The sequence below is a fragment of the Piscinibacter sp. PDB1-1 genome, assembly GCF_056675995.1.
The window spans coordinates 1,063,440-1,080,582 of sequence record NZ_JBWVZJ010000001.1; the positions used below are offsets into that span (position 1 = coordinate 1,063,440).

Annotated in this window: 13 protein-coding genes; 3 read left to right on the forward strand and 10 right to left on the reverse strand. The window is 66.6% G+C overall.

The window, feature by feature from the left end; translation table 11 throughout:
- Positions 1-6 precede the first annotated feature (6 nt).
- The 3 genes from gmk to AC1KAR_RS04850 all read left to right on the forward strand — a co-directional run bounded on the left by gmk (position 7) and on the right by AC1KAR_RS04850 (position 3,242).
- On the forward strand, positions 7-627 hold the full coding sequence (gmk, locus tag AC1KAR_RS04840) for a guanylate kinase (protein ID WP_480315011.1): 621 nt from the start codon (positions 7-9) through the stop codon (positions 625-627).
- A gap of 24 nt (positions 628-651) precedes the next feature.
- Entirely contained in the window at positions 652-855 is a 204-nt protein-coding gene (gene rpoZ / locus AC1KAR_RS04845) for a DNA-directed RNA polymerase subunit omega (RefSeq protein ID WP_480315014.1), read from the forward strand.
- A 101-nt stretch (positions 856-956) separates the two neighbouring features.
- Positions 957-3,242, forward strand: a complete 2,286-nt coding sequence (locus AC1KAR_RS04850; RefSeq protein ID WP_480315016.1) for a RelA/SpoT family protein — start codon at positions 957-959, stop codon at positions 3,240-3,242.
- A 26-nt stretch (positions 3,243-3,268) separates the two neighbouring features.
- On the opposite strand, the gene AC1KAR_RS04855 is transcribed toward AC1KAR_RS04850, so the two are convergent.
- The 10 genes from AC1KAR_RS04855 to AC1KAR_RS04900 form a co-directional block, all read right to left on the reverse strand.
- Positions 3,269-4,690 carry an alpha/beta hydrolase domain-containing protein gene (locus AC1KAR_RS04855; RefSeq protein WP_480315018.1) on the reverse strand — a complete coding sequence of 474 codons (1,422 nt, stop codon included), beginning with the start codon at positions 4,688-4,690 and terminating at the stop codon, positions 3,269-3,271.
- 121 nt (positions 4,691-4,811) lie between these two features.
- Positions 4,812-5,381 (reverse strand): transcription elongation factor GreB, encoded by a 570-nt coding sequence (gene greB, locus AC1KAR_RS04860; protein ID WP_480315020.1) that lies wholly within the window; start codon positions 5,379-5,381, stop codon positions 4,812-4,814.
- Positions 5,378-6,679 (reverse strand): NTP/NDP exchange transporter, encoded by a 1,302-nt coding sequence (locus tag AC1KAR_RS04865; protein ID WP_480315022.1) that lies wholly within the window; start codon positions 6,677-6,679, stop codon positions 5,378-5,380. The genes greB and AC1KAR_RS04865 overlap by 4 nt, the downstream gene beginning before the upstream one ends.
- Complete coding sequence (locus AC1KAR_RS04870; protein WP_480315024.1) at positions 6,676-7,650, reverse strand: peptide ABC transporter ATP-binding protein; 975 nt, start codon at positions 7,648-7,650, stop codon at positions 6,676-6,678. The genes AC1KAR_RS04865 and AC1KAR_RS04870 overlap by 4 nt, the downstream gene beginning before the upstream one ends.
- Positions 7,647-8,615, reverse strand: coding sequence for an ABC transporter ATP-binding protein (locus AC1KAR_RS04875; RefSeq protein WP_480315026.1), 969 nt, complete (start codon positions 8,613-8,615; stop codon positions 7,647-7,649). Before AC1KAR_RS04875 ends, AC1KAR_RS04870 begins: the two co-directional genes overlap by 4 nt.
- A gap of 76 nt (positions 8,616-8,691) precedes the next feature.
- Positions 8,692-9,588: an ABC transporter permease subunit gene (locus AC1KAR_RS04880; RefSeq protein ID WP_480315028.1), complete on the reverse strand. Its 897-nt coding sequence runs from the start codon at positions 9,586-9,588 to the stop codon at positions 8,692-8,694.
- A gap of 765 nt (positions 9,589-10,353) precedes the next feature.
- Positions 10,354-11,382, reverse strand: a complete 1,029-nt coding sequence (locus AC1KAR_RS04885; RefSeq protein ID WP_480315030.1) for an ABC transporter permease subunit — start codon at positions 11,380-11,382, stop codon at positions 10,354-10,356.
- Positions 11,382-12,971 carry an ABC transporter substrate-binding protein gene (locus AC1KAR_RS04890; protein ID WP_480315032.1) on the reverse strand — a complete coding sequence of 530 codons (1,590 nt, stop codon included), beginning with the start codon at positions 12,969-12,971 and terminating at the stop codon, positions 11,382-11,384. Before AC1KAR_RS04890 ends, AC1KAR_RS04885 begins: the two co-directional genes overlap by 1 nt.
- A gap of 98 nt (positions 12,972-13,069) precedes the next feature.
- Positions 13,070-15,097, reverse strand: a complete 2,028-nt coding sequence (locus tag AC1KAR_RS04895) for a M13 family metallopeptidase (RefSeq protein ID WP_480315035.1) — start codon at positions 15,095-15,097, stop codon at positions 13,070-13,072.
- 3 nt (positions 15,098-15,100) lie between these two features.
- Positions 15,101-17,116 carry a M13 family metallopeptidase gene (locus tag AC1KAR_RS04900; protein ID WP_480315037.1) on the reverse strand — a complete coding sequence of 672 codons (2,016 nt, stop codon included), beginning with the start codon at positions 17,114-17,116 and terminating at the stop codon, positions 15,101-15,103.
- Positions 17,117-17,143 lie beyond the last annotated feature (27 nt).

Consider the following 17,143-nt stretch of genomic DNA (forward strand, 5'->3'; position numbering starts at 1 on the left):
GCGCGCATGGACTATCCCGGCAACCTCTTCGTGGTCGCGGCGCCCAGCGGCGCCGGCAAGTCAAGTCTGGTCAAGGCCCTGCTGGAGCTCGATTCGCACCTGGTGGTGTCGATTTCGCACACCACGCGCAAGCCGCGTGGGCAGGAGCAGGAAGGGCGCGAGTACTACTTCATCGACGAGCCCAGCTTTGCCGGCAAGGCCGATCGTGGGGAGTTCCTCGAACACGCCGAGGTGCATGGCAATCGGTACGGCACCTCGCGGACCGAAGTCGAAAAGCGCATCGCCGGCGGAGAAGACGTGATCCTGGAGATCGACTACCAGGGCGCCCTGCAGATCAAGCAGATCTTCCCGAACGCCGTGCTGATCTTCATCCTGCCGCCGAGCTGGGAAGAACTCGCCCAGCGCCTCACCCGCCGCGGCGAGGACCACCCCCACGTGATCGCCGAGCGGCTCCACAATGCCCGCATCGAGGTGGCTCAGGCCCGGCATTTCGACTTCGTTATAATCAACGCCCTGTTTGAAACGGCGCTTTTTGACTTGAAAGCGATCGTTCATTCACAGCGACTCAAGTACGCTGCGCTGCGAAGAAGCAAATCCGGCGTCTTCGCAGCTCTCAACCTCAGTTAGACCGCCTGCAATATCGGAGCATCCATGGCCCGCATCACCGTTGAAGACTGCCTCACCAAGATCCCGAACCGCTTTCAGCTGGTGCTTGCCGCCACCTATCGCGCACGGATGCTGAGCCAAGGCCACGCCCCCAAGATCGAGACCAAGAACAAGCCTGGCGTGACCGCGCTGCGCGAAATCGCCGCCGGCGAAGTCGGCCTCGAGATGCTGCGCAAGGTGCCGGTCTGAACGAAACGCTCCACGCACACTGAACAAAACGGCCCCACGCGGGCCGTTTCCTTTTGGCAAGCCCCAGGTCGCCTGAGCGCGATCCGCGATAAATTCGGGGCATGGCCAGCCAGATCACTACCTGGATCCGCGATGCCGCGTCTGGCGTCGGTCGACGTGTGCGCGAGCCCGCCGCACCGCCGTCGGCTACAGGGGACGCGGCCGCTGCGTCATTTGCCACGCTCACCGACAAGCTGAGCTACCTCGGCGCGCCGGACATCAAGCGCGTGCGCGAGGCCTATCGCTTCGCCGACGAGGCTCACCTCGGCCAGTTCCGCGCAAGCGGCGAGCCGTATATCACCCACCCCATTGCAGTCGCCGGCCTGTGCGCCGACTGGAAGCTCGACGCCCAGGCCATCATGGCCGCGCTGATGCACGATGCGATGGAGGACTGCGGCGTCACCAAGGTCGAGTTGATCGAGCGATTCGGCGCCGCCACCGCCGACCTGGTCGACGGCCTCACCAAGCTCGACAAGCTGCAGTTCTCGACCAAGGAAGAGTCGCAGGCCGAGTCCTTCCGCAAGATGCTGCTGGCGATGGCACGCGACGTGCGCGTGATCCTCATCAAGTTGGCGGACCGCCTGCACAACATGCGCACCATGGAGGCGGTGGCCCCGGCCAAGCGGGCGCGCATTGCGCGTGAAACGTTGGACATCTACGCTCCCATCGCCCACCGGCTGGGCCTGAACCAGACCTACCGCGAGTTGCAGGAGCTCTCGTTCCAGCACATCCGCCCCTGGCGCCATGCGGCGCTGTCGAAGGCGGTGCTGCGCGCCCGGGGTTACCGCCGCGACATCGTCGACCGCATCCAGCGCGAGGTGGAGAAGGCCTTTGCCGACACCCGCCAGAAGGTGCAGGTCTACGGCCGCGAGAAGACGCTGTTCTCCATCTACACCAAGATGCGCGAGAAGCACCTCAGCTTTGCCCAGGTGAACGACATCTTCGGCTTTCGCATCGTGGTCAACACGCTGCCCGAGTGTTACCTCGCGCTCGGCGTGCTGCACCAGCTCTACAAGCCACTGCCGGGCCGCTTCAAGGACTACATCGCCATCCCCAAGGCCAATGGCTACCAGTCGCTGCACACCACGCTGGTGAGCCCGCTGGGCACGGCGGTGGAGTTCCAGATCCGCACCGAGCCCATGCATGCGGTGGCCGAAAAAGGCATCGCCGCACACTGGATGTACAAGATCGGCGGCTCCGGCCAGCCACAGGATGCGCAACGACTGGGCGCGCTGTGGCTGCAGTCACTGGTGGACATCCAGGACGAGACCCGCGATGCGACCGAGTTCCTGGAGCACGTGAAGATCGATCTCTTCCCGGATGCGGTCTATGTGTTCACCCCCAAGTCGAAGATCATGGCCTTGCCGCGCGGCGCCACACCGGTGGACTTCGCGTACGCGATCCACTCCGACGTGGGCGACCACTGCGTGGCGGCCAAAGTGAACGGCGACCCGGTCGCGCTGCGCACCGAGCTGCGCAGCGGCGACGTGGTTGAGATCGTCACCGCGCCCGGTGCACGCCCCAACCCGGGCTGGCTGAACTTCGTGCGCACCGGCCGAGCGCGCTCCAAGATCCGGCACTACCTCAAGAACATGGAGCAGGAGGAGTCTCAGCAGCTCGGCGAGAAGCTCCTGGCCCAGGCGTTGCGCAGCGAAGGTTTGTCGATGCCGCCGAGCGACCCGTCTGACGGCGCGGCCGCGGCCCTGTGGCAGGCGCTCACCAAGTGGAGCGGCAACCGCACGCGCGCCGACCTGCTCACCGACATCGGCCTGGGCCGCAAGATCGCGATCATCGTGGCCAAGCGGCTGGCGCAGCTCATGCTCGAGCGCGGCGCCAAGGTCGACCCACTCACACTCACCATGGGGCGCTACGCCACCGCCGAAGACACGCCCACGCAAGGCCTGGTGGTGATCGACGGCACCGAGGGCGCGTCGGTTCAGATGGCGCCCTGTTGCCGGCCGATCCCGGGTGACGGCATCGTGGGCTACCTCGGCCGTGGCGAGGGTCTGCTGGTGCACACCGCCGAATGCGGTGTCGGCAAGCGGCTGTTCGAACGCGACAGCGAGCGCTGGATCAGCGTGGAGTGGTCCGAAGAACCGGCGCGTGCCTTCGAGACCGGCATCACGCTGCTGCTCACCAACGGCAAGGGCGTTCTCGCCCAGGTGGCCTCGGCGGTCAGCAGTGCCGAAGCCGACATCACGCACATCGACATGGACGACGAACCGGCCGCCAAGACCACCGAGCTTCGGCTGCTGGTGAGCGTGCGCGACCGCCTGCACCTGGCCGACGTGATGCGCACGCTTCGCCGTTCGCCTGCGGTGCTGCGCGTGACGCGGGTCAGGCCCTAGCGGGGCCCGACCTTTCATCGACTCCTTCAGCGAGGGATCGGTGCCACGGCCGCTTCGGCCAGCGCCTTCGCGTGGTCGGCCGGCAGCAGGTAGCCGGCCGCCAGCGCCGCATCTGCCGCTGCCTTGTACTTGCTGTAGTAGCTGGCGCGGTCCGGGTAAAGCGACAGCAACCTGGATGCCGAGAAGGGCTCCGTGCTGCCGCTGGTCACGCAGGCGAACAGGTCGAGGAAATCGCGCGAGCCCGTCGTGGAGTTGTCGATCCCATAGGTGGCAAACGGCACGTTGATCTCGGGCAGGCGCAGGCCGCCGAGGGCGTTGCCGCTGCTGTCACGCTGGATGCGCCCGGTCAAGCGGCTGCGGGTGATGCGCGGTGCGGTTGGCGGCGGGGTGCCTTGCGTGGACCACTTCACCAGGTGCGAGTACATCGCGTTCATGGCGCGGTACGAGGGCATCGCATTGGCCGGCAACTCGCACTGCGCCGGCGGCCGCGTGCTCACGGCGTAGATCGACTGCAACATGTAGGCATCGGAGTGCGAGCCGCCGGCGATCTCCCAGTAGCGGATCTTGGCGGTGTCCACGGCTTTCGAGGTGTCGGGCTGCGAGTCCACATCCATCTCGGTCTGGAACTGGAACACCGGCTCCTGCAGGTCGTTGCGGATCACGGTGCTCGAAGGCGTCCCCCGCAGGTCGGTCGACGAGATCTTCGTGCCCGAGTTGCCGCGGCCGTGGATCACGAATCCGTCGAACACGCGGTCGAGCGGGTGGATGGCGTTCACGTAGGTCGTCAGGCGCAGCGCCGATTGCGAGTGCCCGGTGGCGAACACCTTGTTCGGTACCAGACCGCCGAGCAACACGCCGTACTGGTCACGCACCGCCTTGGCGGCCTGCGACAGGATGTCGTAGGAGATGTTGTCGTTGGGCAGGTTGCCGGTGGCGTAGCGCGTCGGGTTCTTCTCCTGCAAGCCCTCCATGCCGGTCTTCTGGTTGGTCAGGCCGACATAGGCGTAGCCCGCCCGCAGGAACTCCTCTTTGGACATGGCCCAGTCGATGTCGAGGATGTAGCCGGAGCTGACGTTCAGCCACTCGACGATCACGATGCCGTTGAAGCGCGCCGGGTCGGCGGGCCTGCGCACCAGCATGACCGTCGCGTAGGGCGTGTTGGTCGAGACGACGGTCGCGCTCCACTTGCCGTCAGAGCGCAGCGTGCTGGCCGCCCGATAGGTCTTGGCAAGGCCGGACATGCGGAACTCGCGGTCGGTGTAGCCCGCTACACCGATCTGGCTACTGCGATCCAGGAAGTGGGCGCCCGCAGGAGCAGGCTGGATGGCAGCCTGCGAGACGGCGGCAAGCGCTCCGCTCGCGGCAGTGATCAGTAAGGAACCGGCCAGAGCCAGGCGACGCAGGCGCGACAAGGTGCCGCGGCCGCCATTCAAGGCAAGGTGATGCATGTGGTCTCCTTCGAATAGTGTGAATTACTGCACGACTGTGCGGCATTCATCCTAAAGTGGAGGCTCGTGCATTTCTTGTATTGGGTTGCCGAGAAAGCGCGGGTAAGCCCCTAATTTGCCCTCACGCCACTGGAACGTCCGGCGCCGGGTACTGCACTTCGACCACCTCTAGCTTCTGCAATCCGCCGGGCGTCATGAGGGACACCTCGTCCCCGACTCGCGCCTTGAGGAGCGCGCGGGCGATCGGCGATACCCAGCTCACCTCCCCTTGCAGGTTGTCGGTTTCGTCGATGCCCTTGATGGTGATGGTGCGCTCCTGCCCCTGCGCGTCGGCGTAGGTGACGGTGGCGCCGAAGAAGATCTGGTCGCTCCCGTGGTGCACCGACGGATCGGCCACTTCGGCGATGTCGAGCCGTTTGGTGAGGAAGCGGATGCGGCGGTCGATCTCGCGCAGGCGCTTCTTGCCGTAGAGGTAGTCGCCGTTCTCGGAGCGGTCGCCGTTCTTGGCGGCCCACGAGACGACCTCGACCACCTTGGGCCGCTCCGCGTCGAGCAGGTTCATCAACTCCTCGCGCAGCCGCTTGTAGCCGGCAGGCGTGACGTAGTTCTTGCCGCCGGGCGGCAGCGCGGGCAACGCGATGTCGTCGTCGTCTTCGTCGCCGTCGCTTTCCTTGGTGAATGCCTTGTTCATCGCCCGATTGTCGAAGACGACGAAGCCTCCCTGGCCTGCAGGGTTTCGGCCTGGCGCCCGAGTGACCACGCAATCGCCACCCAGGCCATCGCGACCGGCACCGAGAGCCACGAGATCTGCACGCCGGTCAACCCGAGCGCGCGCAGGCCGGCAAAGACCCAGCCCGAGGCGGTGTCGCCGGTGCGGTGCACCAGCGTGTCGATCACGTTCTTGGCCTTGTACTTCTGCTCGGGCGGGAGCACGTTGAAGAGCGTCTCGCGCGCCGGTTTGCTCAGTGCGTACTCGCCGGCCCGGCGCAACACGCCGAACGCCACCACCACCGCTACCACGGGGTACAAGGCCAGCGCCACGAAGCCGAGCACCGACACGATGGGCAGCAGCATCAGCGTCCAGCGCGTGCCCAGCCGCGTGATCAGGCCCTTGAAGGCCAGCACCTGCAGCAGCAGCGCGAGCACATTCACCACCAGATCGATCTTGGCGAGGAGCTGCGTGCGTTCGGTGGGGTCGGTGTAGTGCTGGGGGATCAGGTCGACGCTCTGGAAGTACAGGAACGTCGACAACAGCGCGTAGCTGAAGAGAAAGAAGCAGATGCCCAGCAGGTAGCGCGAACGCAGCACATCGGTGACCCCGCTCCACACCCCACCTTTCAGGCCCGCGTGCTCTCCGTCGTCGGGTTCGGGCCGGCCCGCTTCACGTTCACGCGCCAGCCCGCGCAGCTTGAAGATCGCCACGATCGCCAGGCACAGGAAAGCCGCCGACACCAGCACCAGCAACTTCGGCCCGAGCACCCGCACCAGCCCGGCCGTGATGAGCGGCCCGGTCAGCGCGCCGAGCGTGCCGCCGGCCGAGATGAAGCCATACAGGCGCTTGGCCTGTTCGGTGTCGAACAGGTCGGCCATGAAGCTCCAGAAGACCGAGATCACGAACAGGTTGTAGACGGCCACCCACACGAAGAAGGTGCGCGCCACCGCCGGGCTCTGCGTGCCGCCCCCCTGGAACACCACAAAGAAGCCGAGCAGGTTGACGGCGAAGAAGCCATACAGCCACGGCAGCAACTGGCGCCGGGCGAAGCGCCGGCTGAGCCAGCCGAAGGCCGGCACGAGCAGCAGCATCACGATGAAAACCGCGCTGAACAGCCACTGCAGCGATTGCGCGCCGAGCTGCAGCCCCATCTCGTCGCGGATCGGGCGCAACACGTAGTAGCCGGCGAGCAGCGCGAAGAAGTACACGAACGACCAAAGCACCGCCGCCAGCTCGTGCGGCATCGCCTGGGTGCGGCGCAGCAGCCAGCCCGTCATGCCGGGATGGTTTCAGCGTAGTGGCACGCCACCTCGCGCCCGTCCACCGGGCGCAACAACGGCACCTCTTCGCTGCAGCGCGCCTGGGCGTAGGGGCAGCGCTTGTGAAAACTGCAGCCGCTCGGAGGGTTGAGCGGCGAAGGCAGCTCGCCGACGATGCGGATATTCTTCGCCCGCCGGGCCGGGTCGATGCTGGGCGTGGCCGACAGCAGGGCCTTGGTGTACGGGTGCAGCGGCTGCGCGAACAGCGTGGCCTTGGGTGCGAACTCGACCACGCGGCCCAGGTACATCACCATCACCCGATCGGCGATGTGCTCGACCACGCTCAGGTTGTGCGAGATGAATACGTAGGCGACCTGCGTGCGCTCCTGGATGTCCATGAACAGGTTCAGGATCTGCGCCTGGATCGACACGTCGAGCGCCGAGGTGGGCTCGTCGGCCACCAGCAGCCCGGGCTGCAGCATCATGGCCCGCGCGATCGCGATGCGCTGGCGCTGCCCGCCCGAGAACATGTGCGGGTAGCGTTGCGCATGCTCCGGCCGCAACCCCACCTGCGTGAGCACATCAGCAATGCGCTCGCGGCGCTCGGCGGGGGTGAGCTGCGTGTTGAGCAGCAGCGGCTCGTCCAGCATCTGCGCCACACGCTTGCGCGGGTTGAGCGAGGCGTACGGGTTCTGGAACACCATCTGCACCTGGCGGCGCAGCGCACGGGTCTGGTCTGCCGAGGCGCTGGCCGCGTCGGTGCCGGCGAGCCGCAGGCTGCCGCTGGTGGGCTTCTCGATCAGCGTGAGCGCACGCGCAAGCGTCGACTTGCCGCAGCCAGACTCCCCGACCACCGCCAGCGTCTGCCCGGCGTCGAGCGTGAAGCTCACGCCGTTGAGCGCCTTCACAGTCGCCGGGGGCTTGAACAGGCCGCGTGACACGCGGTAGTGGCGCGCGAGGTCGCGGGCTTCGAGCAAGGGGGCGGTCATGGCGCGGTGTCGACGTTGAGCGGGAACAGGCAGCGCGCGCTGCCACCGTCGGGCATGGGCTGCAGCCCGGGGTGGGTCACGCGGCATGCCTCGCGCACGTGCGGGCAGCGCGGTGAGAGCAGGCATGCGGCGGGCCGGTCATGCAGCCCGGGCACCACGCCACTCAGCGTGGGCAGGCGCTTCGCGCCGCGGCTGTGTTCTGGGATGGAAGCGAGCAGCGCTTCGGTGTAGGGGTGGTGCGGCCGGTCGAACAAGGCCGGCACGGTCTGTACCTCGACCACCTCGCCTGCGTACATCACGGCGATGCGCCTGGCGTGCTCGGCCAGCAGCGCCAGGTCATGCGTGATGAGCACGAGAGCCATGTCCTGCTTGCCCTGCAAGGCCACCAGCAGGTCGAGCACCTGGGCCTGAATGGTCACGTCGAGCGCCGTGGTGGGTTCGTCGGCAATCAGCAGCTTCGGCGCGCAGGCCAGCGCCATGGCGATCATCACGCGCTGGCTCATGCCGCCGGACAACTGGTGGGGATAGGCATCGAGGCGCGACTCGGGGTCTGGGATCTCGACCAGCTTGAGCAGCTCCAACGCGCGGTCGCGCAGCGCGCCCTTGCTCCCCTTCTGGTGCACCTTGAGTGTCTCGATGATCTGGAAGCCCACGGTGTAGCTCGGGTTCAAGCTGCTCATCGGGTCCTGGAAGATCATCGCCATGTCGCGGCCCACGATCTCGCGGCGCTGCCGTGGCGCGAGCGTGAGCAGGTCGTGGCCATCGAAGCGCAGCACGTCGGCCGTCACACGCCCGGGGGCCTCGATCAAACCCATCAGCGCGAGCATGCTCACGCTCTTGCCCGACCCCGATTCGCCGACCAGGCCGAGCAGCTCGCCGCGGTCGAGCGTGATGTCCAGGCCCTGCACCGCGGCAAAGGCGCCGAACTGCACCGAGAGGTTGCGTATCTCCAGCAGGTGACTCATGCCTGCCCCCAGGGCGCTGCGCGCCGGCCCCCCGAGGGGGCGGAGCAAGTCTTGAGGCGGCTCGGTGACTTGCTCATCACAGCCTTTTCATGCGCGGGTCGAGCGCGTCGCGCAGGCCGTCGCCCATCAGGTTGATGGCCAGCACGGTGACGAGGATCGCCAGGCCAGGAAAGGTGACCACCCAGTTGGCACGCTCGATGTAGTCGCGTGCCGAGGCGAGCATGGTGCCCCACTCCGGCGTGGGCGGTTGCGCGCCCAGGCCCAGGAAGCCGAGCGCCGCCGCGGTGAGGATGGCGTCGGAGAAGCCGAGCGTGGCCGTCACGATCACCGGCGCCATGCAGTTGGGCAGCACGGTGTTGAACATCAGACGCATCGTGCCGGCACCCGCGAGGCGCGACGCCACCACGTAGTCGCGCGTGAGTTCGGTCATCGCGGAGGCACGCGTGAGTCGCACATAGCTCGGCACGGCCACGATGGCGATCGCCACCATCGTGTTCACCAGGCCGGGGCCGAGCACCGCCACCACGGCGATCGCAAGCAGCAGGCTGGGCAAGGCGAGCATCACGTCCATCAACCGCAATATCGCAGTGCCGACGCGAGGGAAGAACGCCGCGGCGAGGCCGAGCGCGATGCCCGGCAGCATCGACAGCAGCACGGCCACGAAGCCGATCGCCAGCGAAAGCCGGGCACCGTACAGCAGGCGCGAAAGCACATCGCGGCCGATGTCGTCAGTGCCGAGGATGAACCTGGCGCTGCCACCTTCGGCCCACATGGGTGGGGTGAGCAACGCGTCGCGGTACTGCTCGATGGGGCTGTGCGGTGCGATCACGCCGGCGAAGACGGCGCACAGCAGCACGGCGAGGAAGACGAACAGGCCGGCGACAGCGCCCTTGTTGTGGGAGAAGGTGCGCCAGAAGTCGCGCAAGTCGGAGCTGGCGAGGTGAGGGGTGTCGGGGGTGAGGACGGCGCTCATGGTTTGTTGCCTTCCGCCAAGGCGGGATTCCTCAGCACGCGCGCACTCTCATCCGGTCGGCCTGACCCTTCGACAGGCTCAGGACAGGGTCCGCTTCGCGGATCGAAGGCTCGTGCTGCTCTTCGCATGGCTTGTTCACTGCGTGAGGCCGCGCCGGGGTTTCGGCCCGGCGGCCGACCCCCTTTCTTTGTGTCGACAAAGAAAGGGGGCAAAGAAAGCGACCCTGCCTCCTCGGCCCTCGCTGCGCGAGGGCTGCCTTGCGCTGCTCGGTCTTGGTGGGCGGGGCAGAAACTCGCTTCGCGGCCTGCGGCCGCTGCGCTCAGACATCTGCCCCAAGTCAGTTTTGGTTGATGCGCGCTGCGCGCGCGCCCACCAAGCCCTGCGCTGCTCAGCTCGTCCGAAGGGCCAACCGGCACGGCGCGTCGCTGCGCTCGCGCCCGAGCATGCCGATGCGAAGCGAGGCGAGTGGGGAAGAAATCGCAGCAGGTGTTCGGCGGCTCGCTCGGGCATGGCAAAGACAAGTCGCGTCTTGCCGCCACGCAGTTCGGCCAAATGAAGGGCCCTTTGCTTTGGTTACTTTCATTTGGGCCAGCAAATGAAAGTGACCCGCCCGCCGGGGCGGACTCCCGGCGCACCCGCGCGAAGTACGAAGAACAAACCACGCGAAGCGCCACAAAAGGAGCAGGCCTTCGATACCTCAGGCTGAGCGGGTTGTGATGCGCGCAGGCACTGAGCGGCCTGTGATGCGCGTCGATGCAGGGCAAGTCACTTCGCATGACGAATCCGCGGGTTCACCCACCCGTACATCAAATCCACCAGCAAATTCACGGCGATCACCAAGCTCGCCACGATCAAGATCCCCCCCTGCACCACCGGGTAGTCCCGACGGCTGATCGCATCGATCAACCACTTCCCCACACCCGGCCAGGAAAAGATCGTCTCCGTCAGCACCGCCCCACCCAGCAAGGTCCCTACCAGCAAGCCGATCACCGTGATCACCGGCACCAGGGCATTGCGCAGGGCATGGACGAACACCACACGTGCAGGCGAGAGCCCCTTGGCGCGCGCGGTGCGCACGTAGTCTTCGCGTAGCACCTCCAGCATCGACGAGCGCGTCATGCGCGCCACCACCGCCAGCGGCACCGTGCCCAGCACGATGGACGGCAGCACCAGGTGCTTCGCGGCCGAGACGAAAGCGCCCGGCTCACCAGACAACCATGAGTCGACGAGCATGAAACCCGTGCGCGGCGTGATGTCGAACTCCAGCGCCATGCGCCCCGACACCGGGAGCGCCCAAGCCGGCGCCCACTCGCGCATGTAGACCGAGGCAAACATGATGAGCAGCAGCCCCCACCAGAAGATCGGCATGGAGAACCCGGTGAGCGACAAGCCCATCACGCCGTGGTCGAGCACCGAGCCGCGCTTGATCGCCGCCACCACGCCCGCCAGCACGCCAGCGGTGACTGCAAACAACATGGCGCACACCGACAACTCCAACGTGGCCGGGAAAAGCTTCAGGAACTCGCTCCACACCGGCTCGTGGGTGACGAAGCTCTCGCCCAGATCGAGATGCAGCGCCTTCCACAGGTACACGGCGTACTGTTCGTACAGCGGTCGGTCCAGGCCGAGCCGGTGCAGCACCTCGGCGTGGAAGGCCGGGTCGAGGCGGCGCTCGCCCACCATCACCTGCACCGGGTCGCCGGGGATCAGGTGAATCAGCGAGAACGCAAGCAGCGTGATGCCGATGAAGGTCGGGACGATGAGCGCCAGGCGCCGCAGGACGAACGCGAACATCAGGGGCGCACGCTCACGGCACGGAAGTCGTTGTTGGCGAACGGGTTGGGCACATAGCCCTGCACGCGCTTGTTCACGGCCGTCATGTTGACGGGGTACACGGTCGGGATCACGGCCACGTCGTCATAGATGAGCTTCTGCGCCTTGGTGTACAGCTCGGTGCGTTTCTTCACGTCGGTGGCCTTGCGGGCCTGGTCGAGCAAGCTGTCGAATTCCTTGTTGCACCACTGGCTCTTGTTGCCACCGCTCACGACCGAAGCACATGCCAGGTTCGGCGTGAGGAAGTTGTCGGGGTCGCCGTTGTCGCCGGCCCAGCTCAGGAAGGTGATGTCGTGCTCGCCCTTGCCCACGCGCTTGAGCAGTTCGCCCCACTCCATCATCTGCAGGCGCACCTTGATGCCCACGCGCGCCCAGTCGGACTGCATCAACTCGGCGGCGCGCTTGCCATCGATCGAGCCGCCGATGCGCGTGACCAGCACCAGCTCGCTGCCGTCGTAGCCGCTCGCCTTGACGAGTGCCTTGGCGCGCTCGGGGTCGTAGCGGTTGGCGAGCGACTTGTCGTGGCTCCAGATCGAAGGCGGCAGGAAGCTGCCCGCGATGGTCGCGTTGCCGCCATACACCGCCGCGAGGTACGTCTTCTTGTCGAGCGAGAGCCACAGCGCCTCGCGCAGGCGCTTGTCGGAGAGGAACTTGCGCTTGGCGTTGGGTGCGATGTAGGCCGTGAGCAGCGGGCTGTTGCGAACGATCTTCACGTTGGCGTCGTTGTCGAAGGTGCTCACCGTCTCGGGCTTCATGTTCGTGCCCACCAGGCACTCGCCCGCCTTGAGGCGCTGCACGCGCACGTTCGGGTCGAGCGTCACCGCGAAGATCAGGTTGTCTACCTTCGGTGCGCCGCCCCAGTAGGCGGTGTTGGCGGTGTAGCGAATCACCGCATCTTTCTGGTAGCTCTTGAAGACGAAGGGCCCCGTGCCCACCGGCTGGGTGTTGATCTGATCCAGCTTGCCGGCCTTGAGCAGTTGCTCACCGTACTCGGCCGAGTACACCGAGCCGAGGGCTTCCATCGCCATGTCGGCGAGGAACGGCGCTTCGGGCCGCGTGAGGCTGATGCGCACGGTGTGGGGGTCGATCTTTTCCACCGCCTTGATCAGCGCCGACATCCCCATGCCCTCCCAGTACACGTAGCCGTTCTTGGCCACGCCATGCGCCGGGTGCTTCTTGTCGTTCACACGGTTGATGGACCACAGCACATCGTCGGCGTTGAATTCGCGCGTGGGCTTGAACCAAGGCGTGGTGTGGAACTTGACGCCACGGCGCAAGTGGAAGGTGTAGACCAGACCATCGTCGCTGATGTCCCACTTTTCGGCCAGGCCGGGTCGGATCTCGGTGGTGCCGGGCTTGAAGCCGAGCAATTGGTCGTAGATGGTGCGGCCCGCCGCATCGTTGGTGACGAGGGATTCGTACTGCGCAATGTCGAAGCCATCGGGCGAGGCCTCGGTGCAGACGGTGAGGGTGCCGGCCGCATGGGCGGCGCTTGCAGCGAGGCCGAGCGCCAGTGCGGCGGCCTGCATCAGGGAGTGCGTTTTCTTCATGGCGTCGAGTGTGAGCAAAAGGCCTGCCGATGGCGAGGGGAGCAACCCCTGTGCCCGGCGGCGGGCCACAAGTTGGCGACCAGATATCTACCAGCGCGCTACCAGATGCGAATGCGCTGCTTGCTCGGTTTGTACATGCGATCGCCGGGCTGCGTGCGGTAGGCCTTGTGGAATACATCCATGTTGACCACCGTGCCGTTGGCGCGCGTGGCGGCGGGTGCGTGCGGGTCGCTCACCAGCAACTCCAGCATGCGCTGTTCGCGCATGTTCTCGCGCCACGAGATGCCCCAGGCCAGGAAGAAGCGCTCGTCGCCGGTCAGCCCGTCGATCACCGGCGGCTCCTTGCCCTTGAGCGAGAGGCGCCAGGCCTTGTAGGCAATCTCGAGGCCCGACAGGTCGGCGATGTTCTCGCCCAGCGTGAGGCGACCATTGACCTTGCGGCCCGGCACGGGCTCGTAGGCGTCGAACTGCTTGGCCAGGCGGTCGCCGAGCTTGTCGAAGGCCTTGCGGTCGGCGCGCGTCCACCAGTTGTTCAGCTTGCCGGTGCCGTCGTACTGGCTGCCCTGGTCGTCGAAGCCGTGGCTGATCTCGTGGCCGATGGTGCCGCCGGTGGCCGCGTAGTTGGCGGCGTCGTCGGCTTCGAGGTCGAACAACGGCTTGTCGAGGATGGCTGCCGGGAACACGATCTCGTTCATCGTCGGGTTGTAGTACGCGTTCACCGTCTGCGGCGTCATGCCCCATTCGGTGCGATCGACCGGCTTGCCGATCTGCACCGCGGTGCGCTCGTGCTCGAAGCGGCGCGCACGCGCCAGGTTGCCGAGCGCGTCGCCGCCGATGACCTCGAGCCGGGTGTAGTCACGCCACTTGTCGGGGTACCCGATCTTCACCATGTAGCTCGCTAGTTTCTTGTGCGCCTGCTTCTTGGTGGCGGGTGTCATCCAGGTGAGCGTGTCGATCGACTGACCGAAAGCGACGAAGAGGTTGTCCACCAGGATCTTCATGCGAGCCTTGGCTTCGGGCGGGAAGTGCCGCGCCACGTAGACCTGCCCCACGGCTTCGCCGAGTGCCCCATCGATGGCCGCCGTGGCCTGCTGCCATCTCGGGCGCGGTTGCTCCAGGCCGCGCAAGGCCTTGCCTCGGTAGGCGAACTCGGCGTCGCGCCAGGCTTGCGGGAGCACCGCGGCCATGGCGTCGTACAGGCGCACGCGCTGGTAATGCCGCCAGGTGGCGATGGGCTCGCGGTTGACGAGCCGCGCCAGCGCACGCGCGTAGCTGGGCTCGTGCATCGAAAGCCGGTCAATCTTCGGCATGGCAGCCGCCTTGTAGTAGGCCGCCCAGTTGAGCCCCGGTGCGCGGGCGCTGAGCCCCTTCACCGTCATGGGGTTGTAGGTCTTGAGGGCATCCTGCGCGTCGACCTGGTCCCACTGCGCCTTGGCAATGCGGGTCTCCAGCGCCATCACATCGCGTGCATGGACCGCCGCGTCGGCATCGCCGCCCAGGCGAAGCAGCGTCTCCATGTAGGTGAGGTAGGCATCGCGCGCCTTGACGAAGTTCGCCTCGTCTTTCAGGTAGTACTCGCGGTCGGGCAGGCCCAGCCCCGATTGATAGGTAGCGACGCGGTTGATGGCCGGCTGCTTGGGGTCGCCGCCCACGTAGGTCGCGACCGGTGCCTCGACGATGCCCGCCCAACGCCCCCACAACGCGGCCAAGTCAGCCGTTGTGACGACTGCATCGATCTGAGCCTGCCATGGCGCGAGTGGTGCCATGGCGGCGGTGTCGATGGCGGCCACGTCCACATAGCCGCGGTAGTAAGAACCCACCTTCTGCTCGATGCTGCCCTGCGCGGCGCGCGCATCGGCGAGCTCTTCGCAGATGGCACGCACGCGCGCGTCGGCGCGGTCTGCCAGGATCTGGAACAGGCCATAGGCCGACTTGTCCGCCGGGATGGGTGTGTCCTTCAGCCACTGGCCGTTGGCTGCCAGAAAGAGGTCGTCCTGCGGGCGCACGCTGGCGTCGAGCCCCGCGCGTTCGATGCCGCTGTGCAGAGGCGGTGCCGCGAGCGCGGCAGGGGCCGAGGCGAGCAGCGCGGCGGCGAGAGCGAGTTGCCTGAAGCTGTGTCCTTGCATGGGTCACCAGATGCGGATGCGCGCGTCGGCCGGCTTGTACATGCCATCGCCGGGTTGGGTGCCGAAACTCGAGTGGAAGCCGTCGTGATTGACGGCTGCACCGTTGGCGCGGAACTCCGGCGGCGAGTGACTGTCGACGGTCAGCAGCATGGCCTCGCGCTCGGCGCGCGACTTGAGTCGCCAGGCCTTGGCCCAGGACAGGAAGAAGCGCTGGTCACCCGTCATGCCGTCGACCACGGGTGCTGTCTTGCCGGCCAGCGCCAGGTGGTAGGCCTTGTACGCAATCTGCAAGCCTGAGAGGTCGGCGATGTTCTCACCCAGCGTGAGCGTGCCGTTGACCTTCTTGCCGGGCAACGGCTCATAGGCATTGAACTGTTCCACCAGGCTCGCGGTCAGTTTGTCGAAGGCCTTGCGGTCGTCTTCGGTCCACCAGTTCTCGAGCTTGCCTGCCGCGTCGAAGCGGCTGCCCTGGTCGTCGAAACCATGGCTGATCTCGTGGCCGATGATGGCGCCGATTGCGCCGTAGTTGGCCGCGTCGTCAGCGGCCATGTCGAAGAACGGCGGCTCCAGGATGGCCGCAGGGAACACGATCTCGTTGGCCAACGGGTTGTAGTAGGCGTTGACGGTCTGGGGTGTCATCTCCCACTCGCGGCGGTCGACCGCGTGGCCCGCCCGCAGCGCGCGGAACTCGTAGCTGAAGCGCCCGGCGCGCATGGCATTGCCGACCGGGTCGCCATCGCGCACGGTGAGCGCGCTGTAGTCACGCCACGCATCGGGGTAGCCGATCTTGGTGGTGTAGGCGGCGAGCTTCTCCTTGGCGCGCAGCTTGGTCTGCGGGCCCATCCAGGTGAGGCCGTCGATCGAGGTGCCATAAGTGGCGAGCAGGTTCTTCACCAGTTCGCTCATGCGCGCCTTGTAGGCCGGCGGGAAATGCCGCGCCACGTAGATCTGGCCCACCGCCTCGCCCAGCGCGCCGTCGAGTGCCGCCGTGGCCTGCTGCCAGCGCGGCAGGGGCTGCTCCTTGCCTTGAAGGGCTCGCCCTCTGAATTCGAAGTTGGCGTCGCGGTAGGCCTTCGGCAACACAGGCGCCACGTCATCGAGCAGGCGCGCGCGCAGGTAGAGCTTCCAGTCGTCGAGCGGCACCTCGGCCACCGCTTTCGCGAGAGCACGTGCATAGCTCGGCTGGCCCACGATGAACCGCTCGCCCGCCGGCAGACCCGCGTGCTGGAGCATCAGCGCCCAGTCGAGCCCCGGCGCCTCGGCCGTCCACGCGGGCAACTGGTACGGGTTGTACATCTTGATCGGATCGCGCACGTCGACGCGCGACCACTGCGCCTGCGCCAGCCGCATCTCGATGGCATAGATGCGCTTTGCGTTCGCCGCTGCGGCCGTGTCGCCGCTCAGCGTGAGCAAGGTCTCCAGGTACTGCATGTACGCCGCACGGGCCTTGTCGAAGCGCTCGTTCTTCTCGACCAGGTAGTAGTCGCGATCAGGCAGGCCCAGCCCACGCTGCCAGAAGTACACGCGGTAGACCTCGGGCTGCTTGGCGTCGGGTTCGACATCGGTACTCAAGGGTGTGGGCACCCGCCCCTGCCAGCGGCCGAAGAGCGCGGCGAGATCGGCGCGGGTCTTGAGTGCGGCGATCTCGGCCAACCAGGGCGCAAGCGGCGTGAGGCCTGCCTTGTCGATCGCCGCCTCGTCCACGAAGCTGCGGTAGTAGGCGCCGATCTTCTGCTCGTTGCCCGCCGCATCTTTCTTGGCAGCAAGCTCTTCAACGATCTGGCGCACGCGTGCGTCGGAGCGGTCGCTCAGGACGTAGAACGTGCCGTAGCTGGACTTGTCGGCGGGGATCGGCGTGTCCTTCATCCACTGCCCGTTCACGGCACGGAAGAGGTCGTCTTGCGCGCGCACGCTGGCATCGAAGCCGCTGCGATCGAGGGAAGCCTTGTTCTGGGGGGGCGTGCTGCACGAGCTCGCCACCAGGGCAAGCGCGGCGAGCGCCAGGGTCGTCAAACGCATCGGGAGTCCTCGTCAGGAAAGGGGAGG